Source organism: Paenibacillus durus (assembly GCF_000756615.1).
Taxonomy (GTDB): domain Bacteria; phylum Bacillota; class Bacilli; order Paenibacillales; family Paenibacillaceae; genus Paenibacillus_AQ; species Paenibacillus_AQ durus.
The window spans coordinates 1,325,500-1,347,396 of record NZ_CP009288.1 but is presented as its reverse complement, the minus strand read 5'-3'; the positions used below and the strand labels follow the sequence as shown (position 1 = coordinate 1,347,396).

22 protein-coding genes, 1 pseudogene and 1 other annotated feature are annotated in these 21,897 nt (G+C 54.0%); of the genes and pseudogenes, 6 read left to right on the top strand and 17 right to left on the bottom strand.

Annotated elements, in window-relative coordinates:
* Positions 1–242: 242 nt before the first annotated feature.
* A protein-coding gene (locus PDUR_RS06100; protein WP_218918414.1) for an IS3 family transposase occupies positions 243–1,386 on the top strand; the annotation gives its coding sequence in 2 pieces (ribosomal slippage) (positions 243–517 and positions 516–1,386; 1,146 coding nt in all).
* 390 nt (positions 1,387–1,776) lie between these two features.
* Here the strand turns inward: PDUR_RS06100 and PDUR_RS06095 are convergent.
* Together PDUR_RS06095 and PDUR_RS06090 are read right to left on the bottom strand one after the other, a co-directional pair.
* Entirely contained in the window at positions 1,777–2,352 is a 576-nt protein-coding gene (locus PDUR_RS06095) for a hypothetical protein (protein ID WP_042205506.1), read from the bottom strand.
* 1 nt (position 2,353) lies between these two features.
* Positions 2,354–2,953: a hypothetical protein gene (locus tag PDUR_RS06090; RefSeq protein ID WP_042205505.1), complete on the bottom strand. Its 600-nt coding sequence runs from the start codon at positions 2,951–2,953 to the stop codon at positions 2,354–2,356.
* Positions 2,954–3,357: 404 nt separating this feature from the next.
* Here PDUR_RS06090 and PDUR_RS06085 point away from each other — a divergent pair, with 404 nt between their 5' ends.
* The gene (locus PDUR_RS06085; RefSeq protein ID WP_330217261.1) at positions 3,358–4,008 is read left to right on the top strand and encodes a site-specific integrase; all 651 of its coding nucleotides are present in this window, start codon (positions 3,358–3,360) and stop codon (positions 4,006–4,008) included.
* Between the two features lie 85 nt (positions 4,009–4,093).
* Here PDUR_RS06085 and groL read toward each other — a convergent pair whose 3' ends face one another.
* The 7 genes from groL to PDUR_RS06050 all read right to left on the bottom strand — a co-directional run bounded on the left by groL (position 4,094) and on the right by PDUR_RS06050 (position 9,426).
* Positions 4,094–5,722, bottom strand: a complete 1,629-nt coding sequence (gene groL / locus PDUR_RS06080) for a chaperonin GroEL (RefSeq protein WP_042205504.1) — start codon at positions 5,720–5,722, stop codon at positions 4,094–4,096.
* A 64-nt stretch (positions 5,723–5,786) separates the two neighbouring features.
* Positions 5,787–6,068 (bottom strand): co-chaperone GroES, encoded by a 282-nt coding sequence (groES, locus tag PDUR_RS06075; RefSeq protein WP_025703032.1) that lies wholly within the window; start codon positions 6,066–6,068, stop codon positions 5,787–5,789.
* Positions 6,069–6,426: 358 nt separating this feature from the next.
* Positions 6,427–7,197, bottom strand: coding sequence for a twin-arginine translocase subunit TatC (gene tatC, locus PDUR_RS06070; RefSeq protein ID WP_042205503.1), 771 nt, complete (start codon positions 7,195–7,197; stop codon positions 6,427–6,429).
* Positions 7,198–7,380: 183 nt separating this feature from the next.
* Positions 7,381–7,617 carry a twin-arginine translocase TatA/TatE family subunit gene (gene tatA / locus PDUR_RS06065; protein ID WP_179945182.1) on the bottom strand — a complete coding sequence of 79 codons (237 nt, stop codon included), beginning with the start codon at positions 7,615–7,617 and terminating at the stop codon, positions 7,381–7,383.
* Positions 7,618–7,780: 163 nt separating this feature from the next.
* Positions 7,781–8,266 (bottom strand): MogA/MoaB family molybdenum cofactor biosynthesis protein, encoded by a 486-nt coding sequence (locus PDUR_RS06060; protein ID WP_042205502.1) that lies wholly within the window; start codon positions 8,264–8,266, stop codon positions 7,781–7,783.
* Between the two features lie 45 nt (positions 8,267–8,311).
* Positions 8,312–8,788, bottom strand: a complete 477-nt coding sequence (gene moaC / locus PDUR_RS06055) for a cyclic pyranopterin monophosphate synthase MoaC (protein ID WP_042205501.1) — start codon at positions 8,786–8,788, stop codon at positions 8,312–8,314.
* Between the two features lie 5 nt (positions 8,789–8,793).
* Positions 8,794–9,426 (bottom strand): 5-formyltetrahydrofolate cyclo-ligase, encoded by a 633-nt coding sequence (locus PDUR_RS06050; RefSeq protein ID WP_052410084.1) that lies wholly within the window; start codon positions 9,424–9,426, stop codon positions 8,794–8,796.
* Positions 9,427–9,718: 292 nt separating this feature from the next.
* Here PDUR_RS06050 and PDUR_RS06045 point away from each other — a divergent pair, with 292 nt between their 5' ends.
* A complete protein-coding gene (locus tag PDUR_RS06045; RefSeq protein WP_042205500.1) occupies positions 9,719–11,671 on the top strand; it encodes an ABC-F family ATP-binding cassette domain-containing protein in 1,953 nt (650 codons plus the stop codon).
* A gap of 512 nt (positions 11,672–12,183) precedes the next feature.
* Here the strand turns inward: PDUR_RS06045 and PDUR_RS06040 are convergent.
* The 8 genes and pseudogenes from PDUR_RS06040 to PDUR_RS06010 form a co-directional block, all read right to left on the bottom strand.
* Positions 12,184–13,350, bottom strand: a pseudogene (locus tag PDUR_RS06040) (2-isopropylmalate synthase); the annotation flags it as partial.
* 186 nt (positions 13,351–13,536) lie between these two features.
* The gene (locus tag PDUR_RS28605; RefSeq protein WP_156130325.1) at positions 13,537–13,731 is read right to left on the bottom strand and encodes a hypothetical protein; all 195 of its coding nucleotides are present in this window, start codon (positions 13,729–13,731) and stop codon (positions 13,537–13,539) included.
* 98 nt (positions 13,732–13,829) lie between these two features.
* Positions 13,830–14,173, bottom strand: a binding site (T-box leader).
* Positions 14,174–14,215: 42 nt separating this feature from the next.
* Positions 14,216–15,265: a tRNA (adenosine(37)-N6)-threonylcarbamoyltransferase complex transferase subunit TsaD gene (tsaD, locus tag PDUR_RS06035; RefSeq protein ID WP_042205499.1), complete on the bottom strand. Its 1,050-nt coding sequence runs from the start codon at positions 15,263–15,265 to the stop codon at positions 14,216–14,218.
* On the bottom strand, positions 15,262–15,789 hold the full coding sequence (gene rimI / locus PDUR_RS06030) for a ribosomal protein S18-alanine N-acetyltransferase (RefSeq protein WP_042205498.1): 528 nt from the start codon (positions 15,787–15,789) through the stop codon (positions 15,262–15,264). The genes tsaD and rimI overlap by 4 nt, the downstream gene beginning before the upstream one ends.
* A complete protein-coding gene (gene tsaB / locus PDUR_RS06025) occupies positions 15,786–16,619 on the bottom strand; it encodes a tRNA (adenosine(37)-N6)-threonylcarbamoyltransferase complex dimerization subunit type 1 TsaB (protein WP_042205497.1) in 834 nt (277 codons plus the stop codon). The genes rimI and tsaB overlap by 4 nt, the downstream gene beginning before the upstream one ends.
* The gene (gene tsaE, locus PDUR_RS06020) at positions 16,603–17,109 is read right to left on the bottom strand and encodes a tRNA (adenosine(37)-N6)-threonylcarbamoyltransferase complex ATPase subunit type 1 TsaE (RefSeq protein WP_042205496.1); all 507 of its coding nucleotides are present in this window, start codon (positions 17,107–17,109) and stop codon (positions 16,603–16,605) included. The genes tsaB and tsaE overlap by 17 nt, the downstream gene beginning before the upstream one ends.
* A 115-nt stretch (positions 17,110–17,224) precedes the next feature.
* A complete protein-coding gene (locus PDUR_RS06015; protein ID WP_042205495.1) occupies positions 17,225–18,217 on the bottom strand; it encodes a DMT family transporter in 993 nt (330 codons plus the stop codon).
* A 214-nt stretch (positions 18,218–18,431) separates the two neighbouring features.
* A complete protein-coding gene (locus tag PDUR_RS06010) occupies positions 18,432–18,623 on the bottom strand; it encodes an H-type small acid-soluble spore protein (protein ID WP_042205494.1) in 192 nt (63 codons plus the stop codon).
* Positions 18,624–18,816: 193 nt separating this feature from the next.
* On the opposite strand from PDUR_RS06010, the gene ku reads away from it, so the two are divergent.
* From ku to ligD, 3 genes are all read left to right on the top strand, one after another.
* Complete coding sequence (gene ku, locus PDUR_RS06005; protein ID WP_042205493.1) at positions 18,817–19,812, top strand: non-homologous end joining protein Ku; 996 nt, start codon at positions 18,817–18,819, stop codon at positions 19,810–19,812.
* 9 nt (positions 19,813–19,821) lie between these two features.
* Positions 19,822–20,760 (top strand): ATP-dependent DNA ligase, encoded by a 939-nt coding sequence (locus PDUR_RS06000; RefSeq protein ID WP_042205492.1) that lies wholly within the window; start codon positions 19,822–19,824, stop codon positions 20,758–20,760.
* A gap of 63 nt (positions 20,761–20,823) precedes the next feature.
* The gene (ligD, locus tag PDUR_RS05995) at positions 20,824–21,708 is read left to right on the top strand and encodes a non-homologous end-joining DNA ligase (protein ID WP_042205491.1); all 885 of its coding nucleotides are present in this window, start codon (positions 20,824–20,826) and stop codon (positions 21,706–21,708) included.
* Positions 21,709–21,897 lie beyond the last annotated feature (189 nt).

Here is a 21,897-nt window from a genome sequence, read left to right as displayed (position 1 = left end):
TGAGCGATGCTCTAGCAAGATGAATCGACTGAGCCACAACCCACCTTCTACCTTTTCATGATGTCCTTTCTCCTTATCTTCTGGGCCGCTTCTGTCTGCCCGGCTCATCCCTCTCCTATGCTTCCAGGATTACAGCAGTTTCCGGCGGCGCGCCGGGCTGCCACGGATGTATCGTTCGTCGGCAAGTTCCTGTAGTATAATGCTACATAGAATCTAGACAGCAAAAAAGGAGATTCTTAGTTGTGCCAACATCAAGACGAACATTCACGCCGGAAGAAAAAGCACGAATTGTACTGGAGATTCTAAGAGAAGAAAAGTCCATTTCGCAGCTGGCTTCGGAAGAAGGAATCCATCCCAATGTGTTAAATCGCTGGAAGAATGAAGCGACTCAAAATCTGGCTCAGCTCTTTGTAGACGACCGGAAAGGGATCACGAAGATGAAAAAAGAATACGAGCAGCAGATCGAAGACCTCTACGCCGAAGTGGGTAAACTGACCACCCAATTGTCGTGGCTCAAAAAAAAATCTGGCCGATAATCTCAGCCGTGCCGAACGGTTGCTCCTCGTCGAGTATGGGAACGCTGAACTTTCCATTCAAACGCAGGCGGACTTGCTCAGCCTGAATCGTTCCAGCCTGTATTACAAGCCGGTCCCTCCCTCCCCGGAGGAAATTCGCCTCAAGCACCGGATTGACGAGCTTTACACCCGCCATTCGTTTATGGGTTACCGGACGATTGCGGCCATCATGAACCGGGAAGGGGATGCTATTCATCCCAACACCGTACGGCGGTATATGCGGGAAATGGGGATCATGGCGATCTTCCCCGGTCCTAACCTGAGTAAGCGAGACCTACAGCACCGGATCTACCCGTACCTGCTGCGTAAGCTGCCGATTACAGCGCCGGATCAGGTCTGGAGTGTCGATATTACCTATATCCGCATGAAACAGGGCTGGATGTATCTGTATGCCGTCATGGACTGGTATTCGCGCTTCATTGTGGACTGGCAACTGGATCAAAGTCTGGAAATTGACTTTGTCCTGGAAACCATGAAACGCGCCTTGGCCCGTCGTGTTCCGTCCATCGTGAACAGCGACCAGGGCAGCCACTTCACCAGTCCCAAGTACATTGATCTGCTCAAGGAAAAGGAGATTCGGATCAGCATGGACGGGAAGGGCCGAGCGACAGACAATATTGTCATTGAGCGCTTTTGGCGCAGCCTAAAGTACAACGAAATTTACATCAACGAGTATGGCAGTCCAAGAGAGACCCGGCAGGGTGTAGGAGGATATATCCATTTGCATAATCACTACCTGCCTCATCAGTCCCTGCAAAACCATACGCCGGCTGCTGTGTATAACCAGGAGGTCATGCTTTCATCCACATAGGAATAAGGTGAAGGGAACTTTGTTCCCCTCCCGCGCCTTCGCTTGGGCCTTGTCCTCCACCTACAACAGCTCTACTTTTCACTTTGCACTTTTTTTCACACCTTAAATATATTCAAATCTCTGTCTTGACATCTTGTAGCACCATATAGCGACGCCCGGATGCGGTCGTCGTGGATACCCTTGACCTCGATTTTTCGCTGCGTGATTTTTCCGCCTTACTCGATATACACAATTTCCACAACTTGGTTTGGTCGAGTTTCCATAATATTCGCCTCCAGAATGAGAACATTTGTTTGTATTATATGTGAACACTCGTTCTTTATTCAACAAGAAAATAGCCCCTGCATTGTTGCAGAGGCCTCGACCGGTTCTTTCCGGCTTGAATTTCAACTAATCTTTATATTTTTCTAGTACATCTTTCTTAAGTTTATCATATTGTTGATCCGATTCTTGTAGTTTCGCTTCGGCTTTGTCATTTCCGGTTACATTAAATTTTCCTTGCTCCAAAGCATTTATCCAATACCCGCCAAGTCTGTCACTGTAGACTAAATACAAAATATACTCCTCGCCAGGCACCATTGGAACGTAACCTTCGTAGTTTATTCTAGTGCTTCCCTTACTGTCTTCTAAAACATAAGAAGGCTCAAATACAACGATTTCAGAACCAATATCCTTTTTAGATGATCCCTTGTAGACTTTCTTCACTGTTACTTTTGTTTCTGTTCTACCGGTAGGTCCCCAATTAAAGTTTTCGATTACATTTTTACTATCATCAGTTGCAATTACTCTTACGACAGCATCGGACTGAGCTTCTGCATCAACCGCATTGGCAAAAATCGCATGGTTGGCTTCAATATTACCCACGCGCACAGGTACGTTGCTTTGATTATAGTGATTTGAGTATACGTAACCGCCAGTAATTACTAAAGCTAAAGCAGTTGTTGCCAATATTATGGCCTTTTTCATATTAATACCCCCACTTGGTTCTCATATGTGCTATATCAATCTCCGTTGGAGTAGTAAGTGTATATCTTCCGGACTTCATCCAATGGCTTCCAGCATGTTCGGGAGAATTTTCAAAATGGTTCATCCCCAAAACATGCCCCACTTCATGTCCAGCATTCATCCATCTTTCAGATTGAGACCAGCTACTTGTCCAGCCAGCATCAAGTATAACTTGCGCCTGATCGTAGCTAGACCCATTTGTAACATCATCTGAATAAACCTGATCTACTCCGCCATACCAATTATAATTATAATATGATGTTTGGCCATAAGTTCCTCCGGGGAGTGCTTGATATCCCGCAAACACCTTCATTTTTGCCGAAGACTGAGTTCCAGCACTCCAACCTATTCCAGATGATATAGAATCCCACTGACTTCTTGCATTGTCTACGGCGCCATTTTGGCCGTATGAGGATACCGAAGTATCGTACCAATAGGAGATATTACTCGCTCCGCCCGAAATTGAGCCAATCTTAATGTGCGCCGTGCCCGTGTCTGCATATGCTATTGAGGACCCTATGCATAAAGCAGCCATTACCGAGGCAATTATTTTTTTTCTCAAACAGAATTCCCCCTCCAAAATATGTAATACATCTCTATATACATCATAAAAAACCAAAGGTTTCTCGTTTTAGGAAAAAAATTATATTTTTTTGCTTATTTGTAATAAGTATACAACGCTTAGCATAATGTCAATGGTTTCCAAGTCATCATAAAATGTCAAAAATCCCTCATTGACTTATTCAACAAGGGGATTTTTTAATGGGATACAGGAATTTCGGAATTCGAATTCGTTCCGAAGATAATATGTACCAGCGATCTTAACGCTCACCGGCGTCCACTTTTGGATTGGTCCTCCGTAGTCGACGATGCAGCCGGAAAGGTCGCCGCGGGTTTCGAAGACGGCGACGCGAGATTGAGTGAGGGCCGCTGCAAATAGGCTAGCATCAGTGGTAAGGACTTTGTATATGTAAAGAAGAGATTCCTAAGTATCTTGAAAAAGAATCTTTAGCCAAACTACTTGAGACTGCGAAAGAAAAAGGGCTGAAGAGGGATTTTGAAATCTTCACAGTATTAGCCTATAGCGGAATGCGGGCAGACGAGTTGTGCGCTTTGAAATGGAGTGATGTTGATTTCGAAGAAAATCGGATCTCGATTACGAAAACAACATATAGCCCCAGGAACAACCACATTTTATATAAGCTGCATCCACCAAAAACAAAAAACTCCATCCGCACAATTGAAATGGACGAAGAAGTAATGTCAATCTTAAAAAAGTATCGGACATGGCAGAATGAATTTAGAATGAGGCATAAAGATATCTACCATGAAGGCGGGTTTGTTTTTGCGACTGTGAACAAGCACAAAGGGTATCCGGAACTCGTCAAGCAAATTGATATTAGGATTGATCGGCTGCTTAAGTTATCTGGATTAAATCAAGAACTGACCCCTCACTCGCTTCGACACACCCACACCTCTCTTTTAGCTGAATCCGGAGTAAGTCTGGAGCAAATAATGGATAGGCTCGGTCATGGGGATGACGAAGTGACAAAGCTTATTTATCTTCACGTCACAAAGCCAAGAAAAAAGAGGCTTCCCACAAGTTCAGTGAACTAATGAGAAGCCTTCGTTAAATAATTGTTGAATTGTTGCACATGGCACGCGTTGAACTCCTTGTGGGGCAAGGGTTTACGCGTACTTATTACATCATGCCGCCCATTCCACCCATACCGCCCATGTCAGGAGCGCCGGCTTTTTCAGGCTCCGGCTTGTCGGCGATAACGGCTTCGGTGGTCAGGAACAGGCCGGCTACGGATGCAGCATGCTGCAGCGCGGAGCGAGTTACCTTCGCAGGATCGACGATACCGGCTTCGATCATGTTAACCCACTCATCGGTAGCGGCGTTGTAGCCAATGCCGATCTCTTCCTTCTTCAGACGTTCAACGATAACGGAGCCTTCTTGGCCTGCGTTCGCAGCGATCGTGCGGATCGGCTCTTCCAGGGAGCGGAGCACGATGTTCACGCCGGTCTTCTCGTCGCCTGTCGCTTGAACAGCGGCTACGGCAGCATATACGTTAACCAGGGCTGTACCACCGCCGGATACGATACCTTCTTCAACCGCAGCGCGGGTAGCGTTCAGGGCGTCTTCAATGCGCAGCTTGCGCTCTTTCAGCTCGGTTTCGGTAGCAGCGCCGACTTTCACAACGGCTACGCCGCCAGACAGCTTCGCCAGACGCTCTTGCAGCTTCTCCTTGTCGAACTCGGAAGTGGTTTCTTCCAGTTGGGCGCGGATTTGGCTGACGCGGGCTTGAATGTCTTCCTTCGCGCCGCTTCCGTCAACGATTGTCGTGTTCTCTTTGGTTACGCGCACTTGACGGGCGTTACCCAGCTGCTCAACCGTCGCGCTCTTCAGGTCCAGGCCGAGCTTCTCGGTGATGACTTGGCCGCCGGTCAGAGCGGCAATGTCCTGCAGCATCGCTTCGCGGCGGTCGCCAAAGCCAGGAGCTTTAACGGCAACAGCGTTAAACGTTCCGCGCAGTTTATTTACGATCAGCATCGCTTGAGCTTCGCCTTCGATGTCTTCGGCGATAATAACAAGCGGTCTAGCTTGTTGTACGATTTTTTCAAGCAGCGGCAGGATTTCTTGCGTGCTGCTGATTTTTTTGTCGGTGATGAGGATGTAAGGGTTATCCAGCACAGCTTCCATTTTGTCCGTATCGGTAATCATATACGGGGAGATGTAGCCGCGGTCGAACTGCATGCCTTCCACCACTTCAAGCTCGGTCAGGAAGCCGCGGGATTCTTCAACGGTGATAACGCCGTCGTTCCCCACTTTTTCCATAGCTTCCGCGATCAGTTGGCCTACTTCGTCGTCAGCTGCGGAGATAGCCGCAACTTGGGCGATGGATTGTTTGTTCTCGATCGGTTTGGAGATCTTTTTCAGTTCTTCCACTGCGGCGCGAACCGCTTTGTCGATACCTTTGCGCAGACCGATTGGGCTGGCACCGGCAGTTACGTTCTTTAGACCTTCGCGGATCAGCGCTTGAGCCAGAACGGTTGCAGTCGTCGTGCCGTCACCGGCTACGTCGTTCGTCTTGGTGGCAACTTCTTTAACCAGTTGAGCGCCCATGTTCTCGAACGCGTCTTCCAGCTCGATTTCCTTGGCGATTGTAACGCCGTCGTTCGTAATCAGCGGGCTGCCGAATTTCTTCTCCAGCACCACGTTGCGGCCTTTCGGTCCGAGCGTTACCTTAACCGCGTTTGCCAAAGCGTCTACCCCGCGCAGCATCGCGCGGCGGGCGTCTTCACTGAACTTGATATCTTTTGCCATTATCAAAATACCTCCCTATGAATTGTAAGTATCGGTATTAAAGTCTTATGAGCGCCTTCGGGAATTAACCCAGAATCGCGTGAATGTCGCTTTCTTTCATAATCAAATAATCTTTGCCTTCATACTTGATTTCAGTTCCCGCATACTTCGAGAAAATCACGCGGTCGCCTTCCTTCACTTCCAGCGGTACGCGAACTCCGTCTTTCAGAGCGCCGCTGCCTACGGCCACGACTTTGCCTTCCTGCGGTTTCTCCTTGGCCGAGTCCGGAAGCACGATGCCGAACGAAGTCGTTTCCTCCTGAGGGGTAGGTTCTACCAGTACGCGTTCACCTAAAGGTTTGATCATGAAAAATAGCCTCCTTTGAAAATTATGTTGTTATGCTTGAACACAGGTTAGAAGAATGACGTTCCGAAAACAGCCTATCCGGGCGCATTCATGAAATATGAGAGTCGGCAGCCCCGGCTCCGCATATCCTTTCGCTCTGTTAGCACTCAACAGCCGGTAGTGCTAACAACAATTTTTATATTACTCAACTTGACTGCGGATTTCAAGTCCTTTTGCTCTTTTTTCTAGACGATTTTGGAAAAAGGCCGATCGGCACGGGTTGTCCAAGTCATACCCTCTTTCATTCTATCCATACCCAGTAAAAATATGCCTGCTTCCCTCGGCAAACCGTGAACCCTGGGCCGTCTTGCACATATACTCAGGCGTGATCGCCTGCGGTGTACCGGGCTTCCAGCGCCGCATCGGCGGCGAGCTGCTTGCGGTAAACAAACGCGGACAGAAATACACTGAATTCGTAGAGAACCAGCAAAGGTATGGTCACCAGGAAATCCGATATGAAATCGGGCGGCGTAATCACTACCGCAATGAAGACCAGCGCGAAATAGGCGTAACGCCGTACCTTGCGCAGCCGGAGCGGATTCAGAATCCGGAGTCTGGTCAGGAACATGACGATGAGGGGCAGCTCGAACAGCAGAGCCATCGGCAGCACCAGGCTGAACATGAAATTGAAATACTGCGCAATACCGTACGTCTCCTCAAGTCCCATATCACGCGTAACCGTGACGGTGAAGGAAAGAGCCATCGGAAATACGATATAGTAAGCAAAAAGGAGGCCCAGCACGAACAGAAGCAGCGCGTACGGCACGTACCGCAGGGCGGCGCTCCGTTCCACCGGCCGCAGGCCGGGACTGACGAATGCCCATAGCTGATAGACGATGAACGGCAGAGTTACGATAAGCGATACGGCCATGGCAATCTTCATGTACATGCCGATGCCGTCCCAGAACGAGAAGGCGTGCAGCACAAAGCCCTGAGCCGTATCGGCTGCGATCAGGTATTCGTAGACGGGCTTCGCGCAGAACAGTCCGCCCGCCAGTCCGATGACGAATACGATGAGGATGTATATAATTCTTTTGCGCAGCTCCGTAAGATGCTCAACCACCGTCATGGCTCCGGATTGCAAAGGCATGTTCCTCCCCCTCCTGCCGTGTAGGCAACATTCCCAGCGCAGCGTCTTTTTGCTGCAAACCTGACTTCGTATCATACCCGGATAGTGCGCAGCAGGAGTCTCCCTCAAAAAAGAGACGCCCCGTAAAGTCCGGGGACTTAAGGGCGCCTCCGCTTGTAGTCTTATTATTTAACCTTGCGGATGTTATTCCGGTAAACGCTTCTCCAGGGAAACAGGAGCATTCTGCGCAGCAGCCGGTGCAGGAGCTTCGCTCTTGTCCGCCGGCTCGGCGTCGGCAATAATATCACGGGTCCCTTCCTTAAACTCACGGAAGGTTCTCCCGACAGCACGGCCCAGTTCGGGCAGCTTATTCGGACCAAAGAGCAGCAAAGCCAGAATGACGAGCAGTATGATCCCCGGCGCTCCAATGCCGTTCAACATGTTCATTCCTCCTTGTCGCATGTTCCGTTCATGATACCGTTTTCGACATAACTATAATACCATAATTTATATCACACATGCATCTGTAATCTGTGTCGAAAGTCTAACGGAGACAGTTGTCTGAGGAAGAAAGCTCGATTAGCATAAGGGCCGCCGCAGAGCATTACTGCCGATATTGTCCGGTCACCATCAGCAGCGCCTCCGGCAGTTGATCCATAATGGCGGCCAAATGTTCATGCACGCCCTTCGGAGTGCCCGGAAGATTGACGATCAGCGTCCGGCCGCGAATGCCGCTGATGCCGCGGAACAGCATGGCGGTGCGGTTCTTCTGCATGACCGTGCTGCGCATCGCCTCCGGCAGCCCCGGCACTTCCCGTTCAATAACGCGGCGCGTAGCTTCCGGCGTAACGTCACGAATCGCCAGCTCGGTCCCTCCCGTCGTCAGCACCAGATCAGCCTGAAAATAATCGGTCAATTCGATCAGCGCCGCAATGATCTCATCCAATTCATCGGGTACAATCCGGTATTCTACGATTTCCCCTCCGAGTTCCTCCTCAACCAGCTCGCGGATGACCTGGGCGCTCGTATCCTCCCGCTCGCCCCGGGCCCCCTTGTCGCTGGCCGTCAGGATTGCTGTCTTCCACGCCATAGGTTCTCCTTCCTCTCTACACTCGTTATGTAATGATACGTAAAACTACGCTTCTTCGCGGGCATAATCGCCGTTCTTGCCGCCGGTCTTGGACGCAAGCAGCGTCGGACCGATCACCATATCTTTTTGCAGAGCCTTGCACATGTCATACACCGTCAGTGCTGCGGCGGAAACAGCGGTCAGCGCCTCCATCTCCACACCCGTCTTGCCGGTGGTCTTGACTGTCGCTTCTATATATAGTTCATCTGTGCTGTTGTCCGAAAAGTGAATATCGATGCCCGTCAAAGGCAGCGGATGGCACATCGGTATCCAGTCGGCCGTCTTCTTGGCGGCCATGATGCCCGCGACCTGGGCCACGGCAAGCACATCGCCTTTGCCGATTGAGCCGGCTTTGATGGCGCTCAGCGTTTCCGGCGCCATCCGCACCATGCTCTGCGCGGTTGCCATACGCTTGGTCACTTCCTTATCGCTTACATCGACCATGCGGGCTCTTCCCTGCCCGTTGAAATGAGTCAGCTCCATCTTTGTCAATCCCCTTTCTTTCGGCAGTGCAGCATTCCTTGCTCGGTAATCAGCATGTCCATGTAAGCGTCATGAACATCCATAGGCACCACAGGCAGCACCTGCGCGCCGTATGCGAGGCCGACCCAGACGGTGTTCTCCCTCGTTCCTGAAGCGGAGGCTCGTTCGAACCGGTCCCACAGCCGGTCATAATACCCCCGGCCGTAACCCAGCCTTCCTCCCCTGGGATCGAAAGCCAGGCCCGGGACAAAGACCACCGACGGGCCGTCTTCTTCCCCAATCGCCAGGGAAGTCTCCGCGGGCTCGGGAATGCCATACGCTCCCTGAGCCAGCTCGTTCCATGACTCCACCCTGTGCAGCGACAGCTCTCCGGAATCGGCATGGACACGGGGAAGAATTACCTTACGCCCTTCCGCCCAGCACCACTCGATCAGAGGGCGCGTATCCAGCTCGGAGCGGAACGGAACGTAGAACATAAGCGATTTTGCACCGGTTTCCTCCAGCCACTTCCATGCATGTCGGCACGCGAGTGAGGACCACTCCCCTCTCCGCAGCGGATGTATTCCATCGCGGATAGCGGCAGCGCGGCTGCGCAGCTCACGCTTGCAGGCGGCAAGCTGCAAATCCCCGTCTGTCACTCTTTTGCCTCCTTTATAAGTCTTACTCTAATCCTTGGCTAACCAAGATATATAAATTTCCGCCGAAAGCCCGTGCCTTACGCGGCAAGCAGCGGAATAAATGTCTAACATTGCAGGGTAATTCATTATCTTCAGTTTACCACTCTTACTTTAATTTCGCCAAGATAACCCCGGAACCCTTCGACCTCGCGCAAAAAAGTCTTTTCATGTAAACTATATTTAGGAATAAAGGTCCAATAAGCGGCACTGAGCCAACGCCGCTGGTGACTTATAGGGTGGAGGATTCATCAACATGCTTCTTCAAGCGACAGGTATTACGAAATTATACGGCATCCAGCCCGTGCTCGAAGGCATTAACCTGCAGGTAAACGAGCGGGAACGGGTCGGACTCGTCGGCGTCAACGGAGCCGGGAAGTCTACCCTGCTGAAAATACTGGCCGGGGAACTGTCCCATGACGGCGGTCATATTCATAAATCCAAGGAAACGACGGTGGGGTATCTGGCCCAGAACAGCGGGCTGCAATCGGAGCGGACTATTCACGAGGAAATGCTGTCCGTATTTGCTTCGCTCATCGAAGCCGAAGCGGAACTTCGGCAGTTGGAGCAGCAGATCGCCGATCCGGCCGCTGCGGAGGACGAGAAGCGTTACGGTGAGCTGCTGGAGCGCTACTCCCTGCGTTCGGACTGGTTCAAAGACCGGGGCGGATATGAAATGAACACGCGGATACGCAGCGTTCTGCACGGCATGGGATTCGGAGATTTTCCTCCGGATACACCGATCGCAACGCTCAGCGGCGGGCAGAAGACCCGCCTGGCTCTTGCCCGCATTCTGCTTCAGGCCCCGGATCTTCTGATGCTGGACGAACCGACCAACCATCTGGACATTGAGACGCTGACCTGGCTGGAGGATTATTTGCGGGGATATTCGGGAGGCATACTGGTCGTATCCCATGACCGTTACTTCCTTGACAGACTGGTCACGACCATTGTGGAAATCGAGCGGCATCAATCGCACCGGTACACAGGGAATTACAGCCGCTACGTGGATCTCAAGGCCGCCGAGTTCGAGAGCAGACTCAAGCAGTACGAGAAGCAGCAGGGCGAAATCGCCAAAATGGAGGAGTTCGTGCAGCGCAATATCGTGCGGGCCTCCACTACCAAGCGGGCGCAGAGCCGGCGCAAGGCGCTGGAAAAGATGGACCGGATTGACCGGCCGCTCGGCGAGCTGAAAAAAGCGAACTTTTCCTTTGAGCCGGATTTTCATTCCGGCAGGGAAGTGCTTCAGGTCAGGGAAGTCGCTGTGGCCTTCGGCGAGGGGGCGCCTTTGTTCAAAAATGCGTCCTTCGAGCTGCGCCGAGGAGATACGGCCGCCCTAATCGGCCCTAACGGCATCGGCAAGTCGACGCTGCTGCAGTGCCTGACCGGCACCCGGGAGCCCTCCGCAGGGAGCGTAAACTGGGGTACCAAGGTCAAAATCGGCTACTACGATCAGGAGCAGACCCGGCTGAATCCGCAGAACACTGTGCTGGAGGAGCTGTGGAGCGAATATCCGATGCTGGAGGAGGCGCGAATCCGGACGATTCTCGGCAACTTTCTGTTCAGCGGCGAGGACGTGCAGAAGAAAATCTCCGCGCTCAGCGGCGGCGAGAAAGCACGTGTATCGCTCTCCAAGCTGATGCTGCGGGGAGCGAATATGCTTATCCTCGACGAACCAACCAACCATCTTGATCTGGTCAGCCGAGAAGTGCTCGAATCGGCGCTGATTGATTTTGAAGGCACGCTGCTCTTCATCTCCCATGACCGTTATTTTCTGAACAAGATGGCGGAGCGCGTGCTGGAGCTTCATCCGGACGGAATTGACCAGTATCTCGGAAATTACGACGACTATATCGCAAAAAAAGGAGAACTGGAGGATCTGGCAAGCGAAGCTGCGGGGGGCACTCCCGCTTCTCCTCCGGCCAGCCTTGATAGGGAATTATCCGCTCCTGAAAAAGGAGGCGCCTCTTCGTACGAAGCCGATAAACAGGCCAAGCGCGAGGAACGCAGCCGCCAGCGGCGGCTGGCCGAACTGGAAGACGCCATTGCCGGACTGGAGGAAGAGATCGCGGTAATCGAAACGGAAATGACGAAGCCGGAGGTCTATCAGGACTACATGGTGCTTCAGGAGCATGAGCGGGACTTAAACGAAAAGAAACAGGCGCTTGCCGGATTTTTTAGCGAATGGGAAGTTCTTGCTGACGAATAATGGAAGAAAGAAGTCTAACATTCTTTTAACATTTTAGGATTTGGTCACACTCTATTATCCACAAGGTTGTCCCCAGATTTCGTGTATAACTGTTATTAAAAAAAGACCCTAGGGGTCTTTTTTTGCGCGTCAAACCGCCGTTTGTTGTGTCAAGCCTTTTTTATCCACGAGATTATCCACATTATCCACATATTTTACATCCGCCTGTGAAAAACTTACCCCCTGTTCCGGGCATTAAATAAACAGGCTTAAATGCTGCTTTTACACGATTTTTACACAGATCGGACAGAATATGTGGATAACCTTGTCCACAGCTTGACAAAAAATGTCTCTCTATGCGTTGCCTGCAAAAAAACGCATTTTCCCGCATGCTTTAAGCGGCGGGAAAGATGCGCTTCCGGTTTCTTGTAACGGCTTATTGTGAATCTCCGTCGGTTAAACTGCGGATGTTAGCGGCTCGGCGCTGCGGCAGGCCGGGACATGAAGATCTCCCAGCTTATACCTTATGCCTGGCGGCTAGGCGATTGCTTTATCATCTGCAGCAGCTCATCGTCGCTGACGGCTTTCTGACGGTCGGCCAGCGTCTTGAAAGATTCGTACAGCTCCTCCAGCTCGGCAGGCTGCAGGGTGATGCCATATTGTGCGGCCCGGTCCTTCAGCGCGTGCCGGCCGGAATGCTTGCCCAGGATAATCATGCTGCGCGGGATGCCAAGGCGCTCCGGGTCCATGATTTCATAGGTGCTGCGGTCTTTGAGCAGTCCGTCCTGATGGATGCCCGATTCATGCTGGAAGGCGTTCCGGCCCATGACCGGCTTGTTGTAGGCGAGCGGAAAATGCATCATCTCGCTAACCAGGCGCGACGTCTCATACAGCTTGTTCAGAGCCAGACCGGTCTTGGCATTCAGCGCATCTCCCCGGGTTTCCAGCGCCATCGCCAGTTCCTCCAAAGCGCAGTTGCCCGTCCGCTCGCCGATCCCATTAACGGTCACTTCGATCTGCGTCGCGCCGCCGGCGATTGCGGCAAGGCTGTTAGCGACGGCAAGGCCAAGATCGTTATGACAGTGGGCGCTGTAGCTGACCTTGTCGCCGCCCCTTGCGCCCTGCCGCACCCGCCGGAACATCTCGCCGTATTCATGAGGCAGAGCGTAGCCGACCGTATCCGGCAGATTGATGATCGTCGCCCCCTCCTCAATGACCGCCTCAACCATTTCAATCAGATCGTCGATGCCCGTACGCGCGGCGTCCATTGCCGTAAACTCCACCGTATCGCAGAATTGACGGGCATAAGCGGTCATTGCACGGGCAGCAGCCACTACCTCGGCCCGGCTCTTGCGCAGCTGATGGCGCAGATGAATATCGGATGAGGAAATAAACAAATGGATGCGCCGGAGCTCGGCGTCCTGGGTCGCCTGAACCGCCGCGTCAATATCGCCTCTGACAGCCCTGGCGAAGCCGCAGATTTCCACGTTCCGGATTTGGCGGGAAATCGTCTGGACCGCCGCAAAGTCTCCGGGGCTTGCGACCGGGAATCCCGGCTCCAGCACATCCACCCCAAGCTCGGCAAGCTTGCCTGCGAGCACGATTTTCTGCTCCGGCGTCAGGCTTGCTCCCGGCGCCTGTTCCCCGTCTCTGAGCGTTGTATCAAAAATATTTACCTTCCTGCTAGGATGCATTGTCATTTTAAAATTCCTCCCGATTTATAGGTTTGGGTGTTGTCTACATCTTTCGAAGAACGCAAAAACCCGCCGTCTCCTTCAAAGAGACGGCGGGCTTCCCCTCCGCGGTACCACTCTTCTTGACGCACCCTTAGCGAGGTATCTTTCCCTCGGCAGCGTCCAGCTCATCTTCCCCATAGCGCCGCTCCATTATACGAAGCGCCCCTGCGGGGAATGTCCGGTAACGGGGACGATCCGTAAGCCGCGTACCTCGCCGCTTGGCGCGCTGCCTGGATACCGGATCGGCCGTTCCCGGGTTCCAAATTCAGCGCGGCTGCAAGCCGCGGTCTTTCGCCGCTTCCGCTCCCGGGCGAGATTCAAAGGGGGATGACCGCTGCGTCGCACCGACCCGCAGCTCTCTGCCTTGCCATCCTTCTCTTCTACTGCTCCCGTTCATCGCGTTATCCTGTCTTTCTTGTTAACAAAAAAAGCCCGCCGTCTCATCAAGAGACGACAGGCTGTGCCTTCGCGGTACCACTCTTGTTGATATATCGTTCCGGCGCATAGGCGGCCTCTTCGACATATCCACTCTGCTGTCATGCGGTCCGGTAAAGAATAAAGGCTTCTTCCCTGTCCGAATGACCGTCCTTTCACGGGGACGATCCGTAACGGTGTACTTGTCACCAGCCGTGCACTGCCGGTTGACGCATGTGCTCCATAGCTTGACATGCATCTCTTTCCACCGTTCCGCTCCCGGACGAGTTCAGGATTCCTTCGGCTGCGTCGCACCGACCCGCAGCTCTCTTTACCCCGGAATAACCTTACTGCTTCCGATCATCACGTTTATCATTATGATTGTCACGATTATACGCGCGAATATTCCTTGCTGTCAATAGCCCTTAACCGACCAATCTTCCAGGGAAAAGCCGGGATCGGCTACCATGTCCAGCGGCGTTCCGCCGTCGCTTCTCCATTTCACATAGGCGGCTGCGCCGATCATCGCGGCGTTATCTGTGCAGTACACGGCCGGAGGAATGATCAGCTCAATGCCTTCACTTTCACAACGGGCAGCAAGCGCCTCGCGCAGCCCCCGGTTCGCGGCCACGCCGCCGCACAGCAGAAGCTGCCTCGCATCCGTGGCGCGGACGGCGCGGACGGCTTTTTCCACCAGCACCTCGACGACCGATTCCTGAAATCCGCGGGCGATAGCCGCCACATCGGGCTCCAGCCCTTTCATCCGGCTCTGGTTCACCAGATTCAGCACCGCCGACTTCAGGCCGCTCAGGCTGAAATCATAGGAATCCGGCTCCAGCCACACCCTCGGCAGCGCCGCCGCTTCCGCCGCTTCATGCGCCAGCTTGTCCACATGCGGCCCCCCGGGATATGGGAAACCGAGCGCCCGGGCTACCTTGTCGTAGGCTTCGCCGACCGCGTCGTCCCGCGTGCGCCCGATAATCCGGAAGCGCCCTTCCGCTTCCAGACTGACCAGCTCCGTATGTCCCCCGGAAGCTACGAGCGCCAGACATGGATACTTCAGCTCTTTCACCAGCCGGCTCGCATAGATATGTCCGGCGATATGATGCGTCCCGATCAGCGGCTTGTTCCAGGCCAGCGCCAGGGCTTTGGCGGCCACAACGCCGACCAGCAGAGCTCCGACCAGCCCCGGTCCCTGCGTTACCGCGACTGCGTCCAGCATATCCGGAGTGACCTCCGCCCGGGCAAGCGCTTCTTCAACGATAAGCGTAATGACCTCCACATGCTTGCGGGAGGCCACTTCAGGCACCACACCGCCGAAAGCGCGGTGGGTTTCGATCTGGCTGGAGATGATGTTCGACAGCACCTCATATCCGTCTTTTACGACAGCCGCCGACGTCTCGTCGCAGCTTGTCTCGATTGCCAATATATAGACAGGCTTTAGAGCGCCCGTTTCGTCCTTCATTCCAGTCCCACTCTTCCTTCCATAACCCCGTAATCCAGGTAAGACGGCAGTTCCGCCCACATAATCAGCGCATCCTCGCGGTTGTCGGAATAATATCCCTTGCGCAGGCCGGCAGGCCGGAAGCCCTTTTTGCGGTATAAATTTTGAGCGACTTCGTTGGATACCCGCACTTCCAGTGTGATCGATTTCATCCCGAGATAGGCGGCGGTCTTCATCAGCTCATCCAGCAGCCTTTCGCCCCATTTCCGCCCCCGGTACGCCTCAAGCAGCGCAATATTCGTCACATGCGCCTCGTCTACAATCGCCCACATTCCCGCGTAGCCGATGATGCGGCCATCAAACTCCATAACCATGTACCTGGCAAAATGATTATGCGTAAGCTCATTGCGGAAGGCCTCTCCTGTCCAGGGCATCGTGAAGGCTTCATGTTCGATCACGAGAATATCGGGGATATCTTCCACTTTCATCAACCGAAAGCCAAGAGCTTCTTCTTCCCGCCCTTTTGCCGGTTCAGCTTCCGTCATCTCGATTTCATGCCTCCTTTGCCGGCTTTGAGCAGATTCGCTTCCGCTTCCGCAAGCTGTGTATAATTGGGAACCAAGCCGTGTATATCGTCGATATCTCCGGACGCATGCCGCGCTTCTCCAAGAAATCCGACCCAGCGGCCTTCCAGTTCATAAGGCAAAACGCGCAGCTCGGAAGCGCCCTCCAGCGGCTTCAGTGATTCTTCGCTTCCATGAAGCGCCGTCTCGCCGACAAACCAGAGCCGTCGCGGGCTCTCCCCTAGCGCCTTCGCTTTCTTCAGACGCTCCGTAAGGGACTGCACCCAATCCGCCATGAGGCGTATCCGGTCCGGCGCAAGACGCTGCGGCGCACTCCCGCCGCCTGCGGCGAACAGAGCCGTATACGCCTGGCCGCGCCGCGCATCAAGCAGCGGAATAATCCAGTCCGGTCCGAAGCCGTCAGCGGACCGTTCATTCCCGGCGGCGGCTTCGTCCGGGCTTCCCGCGCCGGCGCTCCAGCCGCCCCAGGCCAGCGCCTGCAGCGTGGACACGCCGGCGACGGGCAGCTTCCAGCCCCACGCCAGCGACTTGGCCGCCGTGATGGCAATCCGGGTTCCCGTGTAGGAACCCGGCCCTACGCCGACGGAAATGCCGTCCAGCATTTCGCTTCCACCCGAAGCCCGCAGCGCCTCGCCGATCATCGGCAGAAGATGCACGGAATGGTTGCGCTCTCCCGACGCATTAATTTCATGCAGCACCCTGCCGCCCTCGGTCACCGCCACGCCGAGCGTTGCCGTCGCCGTATCCAGCGCCAAAAACCGCTTGCGCGGCTGTTCAATTACATTCGTCATGCTTGCTATAACCCCACTTCTGTATCAGACTGCGGCAGACGCCCTCATAAGGCTCTCCGGCCGCAGTTACTGTAATCACGCGTTCCTCGGGCCCGGTCGTCTCCAGGCGGATATGCAGATGCCGCTCGGGCATCAGGTCCGAAAGTAGGCTGCTCCATTCCACCAGGCAAACTCCCTGCCCATAGAAATATTCGTCCAAACCAAGCTCGTCAGCCTCAGGGGCGGACAGCCGGTACACATCCATATGGTAAAGCGGAATACGCCCCGCGTATTCCTTAATAATTGTGAACGTTGGACTGCTGACAATGCCCTGGACTCCCAAATGGCGGGCAAAGCTCTGCGAGAACGCCGTCTTGCCCGCGCCCAAATCGCCGTCGAGTCCGATGACCCAGCCCGGCGCGGCCGCAGCGGCCAGCTCCTCCGCCAATGCTTCGGTCTCCCGCAGGCTGCGGGAATGAAAGGTAAATACCGCTTCCGGATTATTTTCCAACTGCAACAACCATCCTTTGACAGAGCGGCGTATCCGCAGCTATCGTCCGAAATTTTGAATACTTTTTATTATATCGGTCCCGCAGCCTTACCGCAACACACCCGGCCCCCGCCACTCACTGCGCCGAAGAAATGCTCTCCCGTTCACTCCGCTTTACCGGGCGCTTTGCGGGCTTGGCATGGGAGAATAAACTGTGCAGAATCATACCCATAATAATGACGGCGATTCCGGTCCAAGAAACAAGCGACGGAGCGGGAGCAGACAGGATAAGCATCTCTCCAAGCAGAGCAAACAGCACCTCCAGAGATTGTGTGGCCTCCACCGCTGCAAGTCCCGTCATGCTGTGTCTGACCATATCGGTGGCCCGGAAGAACAGCACCGTCGCCACGATGCCCGATGAGAGCGCGATAATCAGGGATTGGACCATTTGCCCCCCGGAAGGAAGTCCGGAATCCGTCCAGCCAAACAGGGCGACCAGCAGCCAGAACGGCATACTGGCCAGCGTCATTCCAAGAATGCGCTGAAATACGTCGAGCCGGCCGCCGCAGAGCTCCATTGTCTTGCGGTTACCGAGCGGATAGGCGAAGGATGCGATAAGTACGGGCACGATGCCTAGCAGCACCTGCGAGGCCGACAGCTTCTGGGCATGCTCAAGCTGCAGCAGCGCGACGCCAACGAGAATGATCAGGGAGAGCCCGAGCCCGCGAAGCGGGATTTTGCCCCTTTCAGCCACGGTTCCTTGAGGCCCTTGGATTCGGGTTACGAAGAGCGGCGCCAGCAGGGAGCCGGAAATAATCGTAATCTGCCACGTTCCGGCCGTAAGCCAGCCCGGGGCGTAAGCCGCCGCAAAGGTAATCGGAGCGTAGAACAAGCCGAAACCGACCGTTCCCCACAGCAGCCAGGGCCAAGGTCTATTCGCCATCTCCCGCAGAAGCGGCTTCAGCCTGCGGCGTCCAGCCACAAGGGCCAGCAAAAAGGGTAGCGTGAACAAATACCGCAGCGAGGAGCTCCAGGCCCAGCTTCCTCCAGACAGCTCCATCCGGCGGTTTAATACGAAGGTGATGGCAAAAAACAGCGCCGAACAGACGCCAAACAGCAACGGTCTCAAATCATCAGCTCATTTCTTTATGACTTGTTTGTTCAGCCAGGACAACATAGTTTATCAAAATTATAACAGCATCGATATCTATGTCCATACCAAAAAACGCCTCCATCCTGCTGCCGCAGAGAATAGGAAGGCGTATTTTACGTTAATATGAGACTGATTTATTCACAGCCGTACTGCTTATTTTTGCTGCAGAAATCATTTTGTCAGAGTCTTGTCAATGCTTCTCCCTTTGCTCTTCCAGCCGGTCCACGCCAACTGTATGCACATCCGTCGGCCGCGAGCCGACTTGAACCGTCGCCATGCCGTTTGCCGCATCCACATGCTCAATCCATACGGGTTTGCCGTCAAGATGTACAGCGATGTTATCTTTGGAAGCGAAAATATCCTGCGCCCGTTGTACGTCCATTCCTTTATTCCTCCCTTGTAAGCTGATCCGCGTCCTCGCCGCGCCAAGAATTGCCGTAATCGGACGGTGTTATATTTCCCAGCCGCGAACCAATCTATGCAAAGGACCGGCTTAACCGAAATTCTTCAAGGTGTAAAAAGACACCCGCCGCTCATACTAAGCCAAAGCCGAATTTTTCAGGAGGTGTTATTCGATGCATACCGTTTGGAAAGGCGCCATCAGCTTCGGGCTTGTGCATGTGCCGGTCAAAATGTTCTCGGCCACCGAAGATAAAGACGTATCACTGCGTTATATTCACAAAGCATGCGGCAGCCCCTTGTCCTATGTGCGTAAATGCCCTGTCTGCGACAAGGAAGTGGCCTGGGAGGAAATCGGCAAGGGCTATGAGTATGAAAAAGGGAAGTTCGTCATCTTTGGCAAGGACGAGCTTGACGCGCTGACGGAAGAAAGCACCAAGAATATTACGATTCTTGACTTTGTGGATTTGAAGGATATCGATCCGATTTATTTTCAAAAAACGTATTATCTGTCACCCGATCAGGCCGGGGCAGGCGCATACCGGCTGTTGATGGAGGCGATGCGCCAGACAGGGAAAATCGGCGTCGCCAAAATATCGATCCGCTCCAAAAGCAGCCTTGCAGCTATTCGGGTACTAGAGAACTGCCTCTCCATTGAAACCATGTTCTATCCCGACGAGATCCGGCCCATCTCCCAAGTTCCAAGCCTGCCGGAAGCCGGAGTGGTGAACGACAAGGAGCTGGATATGGCCAAGCTGCTCATTTCTCAGCTGTCGACTCCGTTCGAACCGGAGAAATATACGGATGATTACCGCCAGCGGATGCTTGATCTGATCGCAAGCAAAGTGGCCGGTGAAGAAATCCGTATTGCTCCGGCGCGGCAGCAAACCAATGTGATCGATCTGATGGCTGCGCTTCAGGCCAGCATCGAGGCGGTGCAGCATATTCCATCCGATCCGGGGACCCCGGCGGCGGCAGCGACCAAACCGCGTAAAACAGCGGGCGGACGAAAAAAAGCCGCAGCGAAGGCTTCCGGCGAGTCCGCAGCAGGCGCGAAGACAGACGGAAGTGCGGCGGTAAATGGCGAAGCAGCTCCGCTTACCTCTCCCGCCTCCGTTATTCCCCCCAAACCGAAACGCCGCAGCGCAAAAAGCAAGCAGACGGTATCGTAGGATCGCCTGATGAAATTTCAGCCCATTATTCCGTTTGAGCCGATCATTGCAGACCGTCTGCCTGCGGGAGAACAGTGGATTGCCCAGATCAAATGGGACGGCGTTCGCATGATCTCCTACTATGACGGAAATTCCACCGAGCTGATCAACCGGCGGGGAAATAACCGCACGAGACAGTATCCGGAACTGGCCGATGCCGGCCGCTACTGCAGGGCCGGTTCCGCTATTTTGGATGGTGAAGTCATCGCCCTCAGTGGGGGAAAGCCATCTTTTCATGAGGTCATGCGCCGGGACAGTCTGAAGAAAGATTCCGCTATTGCTTCCATGGTGCGGCAGATTCCGGTTCTGTACATGGTGTTCGACATTGTATATTGCAACGGAGAGTGGCTTCTTGACCGGCCGTTATCCGAACGCCAGCATCTGCTGGAAGAAATGCTCCTGCCTCATCCTCATGTGCAGGCCGTGCCGAGCTACAGCGATCCCGCCGCGCTCTTTTCCACCGCCCGTACCAACGGGCTTGAGGGCATCGTCTGCAAGGATGTTACCAGTGTCTATACACCAGGCGGAAAAGACAAGCGCTGGCTCAAATGTAAAATTATCGGAGATCTCAATGCCGTCGCCGGAGGCGTCACATTTCGGGACGGAACCGTTAATGCTCTGCTGCTCGGCTTGTATGACGCTGACGAACGGCTGCATTATATCGGACATGCGGGAACAGGGAGGCTGACCGTGAAGGATTGGCGGGATTTAACCGCTCTCGCGCGCAGCCTTGCCATAGACGATATGCCGTTTGCTTCACTGCCGCAGCGGGTCAAGGGCGCGTTCTGGATCAGGCCGGAGCTAGTGTTCAAGATCCACTTTTTAGAATGGAACACATCGGGTACACTGCGCCAACCCAGCATTCAGGCAAGAGTTGATGTTTCTCCCGAAGAGTGCCGGCTGCCGTAACGTTTGACGAAAATGCGACCCTTTTTACCCAATAATTTCCTTGGAGGAAGGAGGAATGCTGATATGCCAGCCGCCGTCAAAGGCTCCATCACCATTGAAGGGCAGGAAGTCTCCGTTACCAATCCGGATAAGCCGCTGTGGCCTGAGCAGGGAATAACCAAACGCATCTATCTGGAGAAGCTTGCCGCCCTGTCGCCGTACTTGCTGCGCTATCTTAAACAACGGCTGCTTACAGTCATACGCTACCCGCACGGAGTTGCCGGCAAGTCCTTTTATCAGAAAAACGCGCCGGACCCGCTGCCGCCCTATATCCGCACCGTCATGCATGACGGAATCAACTATATTACGCTGGACGGGCTGCCCGGACTGCTCTGGCTTGGCAATTCGGCCGCTCTGGAATTCCATCCCTCGCTTCATTACGCAGGCAGCAGTCTGCCGTGTGAATGGATGATTGATATTGATCCTTCGCGGGAGATTGAGCCTCGCATCATGGAGGCGGCGGCTATTGTGGGAGACGTGCTGAAATCGCTTGGACTGGCTTCGGTGCCGAAGACTTCGGGAGCGACCGGCGTGCAGATTATCGTTCCGATCCGATCCGGAGTCACCTTTGACGAGCTTAGGAAGGCCGGACATTTTGTCGGCAGGTATGTGACTGAGAAGCATCCCGGGCTGTTCACGCTGGAGCGGCTAAAGAAACAGCGCGGAGACAAAATTTATTTCGATTACCTCCAGCATTACCGCGGCAAAACGCTGGCCGCACCCTATACGCCCCGCGCCCGCCCGCTGGCTACCGTATCCACTCCGCTGACATGGGACGAGGTCGCAAACAATGTCTCGCCGGAGGATTTTCATCTGCTTAATATCGAGGAACGTCTTCGTTCTAAGGGCGACCTGATCGCGCAGCTGCCTCCCCAGCCGGTGGAGCTTGTTATCGCTGGTCTCAAATAGGCGGTTGTTACCGGGTGACGCAAACTAAGAAGAAACGCCTGAAGGCGTCCTTTCAAGGACGATCTGCGTTTCTCGTAAAAATATAAGGCTTGGGATCAGCGCACAGCTTATACCTGCATATATTTCGACAAAACCTCCGCTTCGCAGGCTCTGAAGCGGAGGTTTTGGGTATGCGGCAAGCCGCCGATA

What these genes read in the sequence shown, in the direction of transcription:
- moaC (WP_042205501.1), bottom strand. Translation starts at nt 8,788, where the DNA reads ATGGAGCTGACTCATTTCAACGGGCAGGGAAGAGCCCGCATGGTCGAT.
- PDUR_RS06000 (WP_042205492.1), top strand. Translation starts at nt 19,822, where the DNA reads ATGAAATTTCAGCCCATTATTCCGTTTGAGCCGATCATTGCAGACCGT.
- groES (WP_025703032.1), bottom strand. Translation starts at nt 6,068, where the DNA reads ATGATCAAACCTTTAGGTGAACGCGTACTGGTAGAACCTACCCCTCAG.
- ku (WP_042205493.1), top strand. Translation starts at nt 18,817, where the DNA reads ATGCATACCGTTTGGAAAGGCGCCATCAGCTTCGGGCTTGTGCATGTG.
- tsaB (WP_042205497.1), bottom strand. Translation starts at nt 16,619, where the DNA reads ATGACGAATGTAATTGAACAGCCGCGCAAGCGGTTTTTGGCGCTGGAT.
- PDUR_RS06010 (WP_042205494.1), bottom strand. Translation starts at nt 18,623, where the DNA reads ATGGACGTACAACGGGCGCAGGATATTTTCGCTTCCAAAGATAACATC.
- tsaD (WP_042205499.1), bottom strand. Translation starts at nt 15,265, where the DNA reads ATGAAGGACGAAACGGGCGCTCTAAAGCCTGTCTATATATTGGCAATC.
- tatC (WP_042205503.1), bottom strand. Translation starts at nt 7,197, where the DNA reads ATGCCTTTGCAATCCGGAGCCATGACGGTGGTTGAGCATCTTACGGAG.
- groL (WP_042205504.1), bottom strand. Translation starts at nt 5,722, where the DNA reads ATGGCAAAAGATATCAAGTTCAGTGAAGACGCCCGCCGCGCGATGCTG.
- tatA (WP_179945182.1), bottom strand. Translation starts at nt 7,617, where the DNA reads ATGTTGAACGGCATTGGAGCGCCGGGGATCATACTGCTCGTCATTCTG.
- PDUR_RS06095 (WP_042205506.1), bottom strand. Translation starts at nt 2,352, where the DNA reads ATGAAAAAGGCCATAATATTGGCAACAACTGCTTTAGCTTTAGTAATT.
- ligD (WP_042205491.1), top strand. Translation starts at nt 20,824, where the DNA reads ATGCCAGCCGCCGTCAAAGGCTCCATCACCATTGAAGGGCAGGAAGTC.
- PDUR_RS06060 (WP_042205502.1), bottom strand. Translation starts at nt 8,266, where the DNA reads ATGGCGTGGAAGACAGCAATCCTGACGGCCAGCGACAAGGGGGCCCGG.
- rimI (WP_042205498.1), bottom strand. Translation starts at nt 15,789, where the DNA reads ATGACGGAAGCTGAACCGGCAAAAGGGCGGGAAGAAGAAGCTCTTGGC.
- PDUR_RS06045 (WP_042205500.1), top strand. Translation starts at nt 9,719, where the DNA reads ATGCTTCTTCAAGCGACAGGTATTACGAAATTATACGGCATCCAGCCC.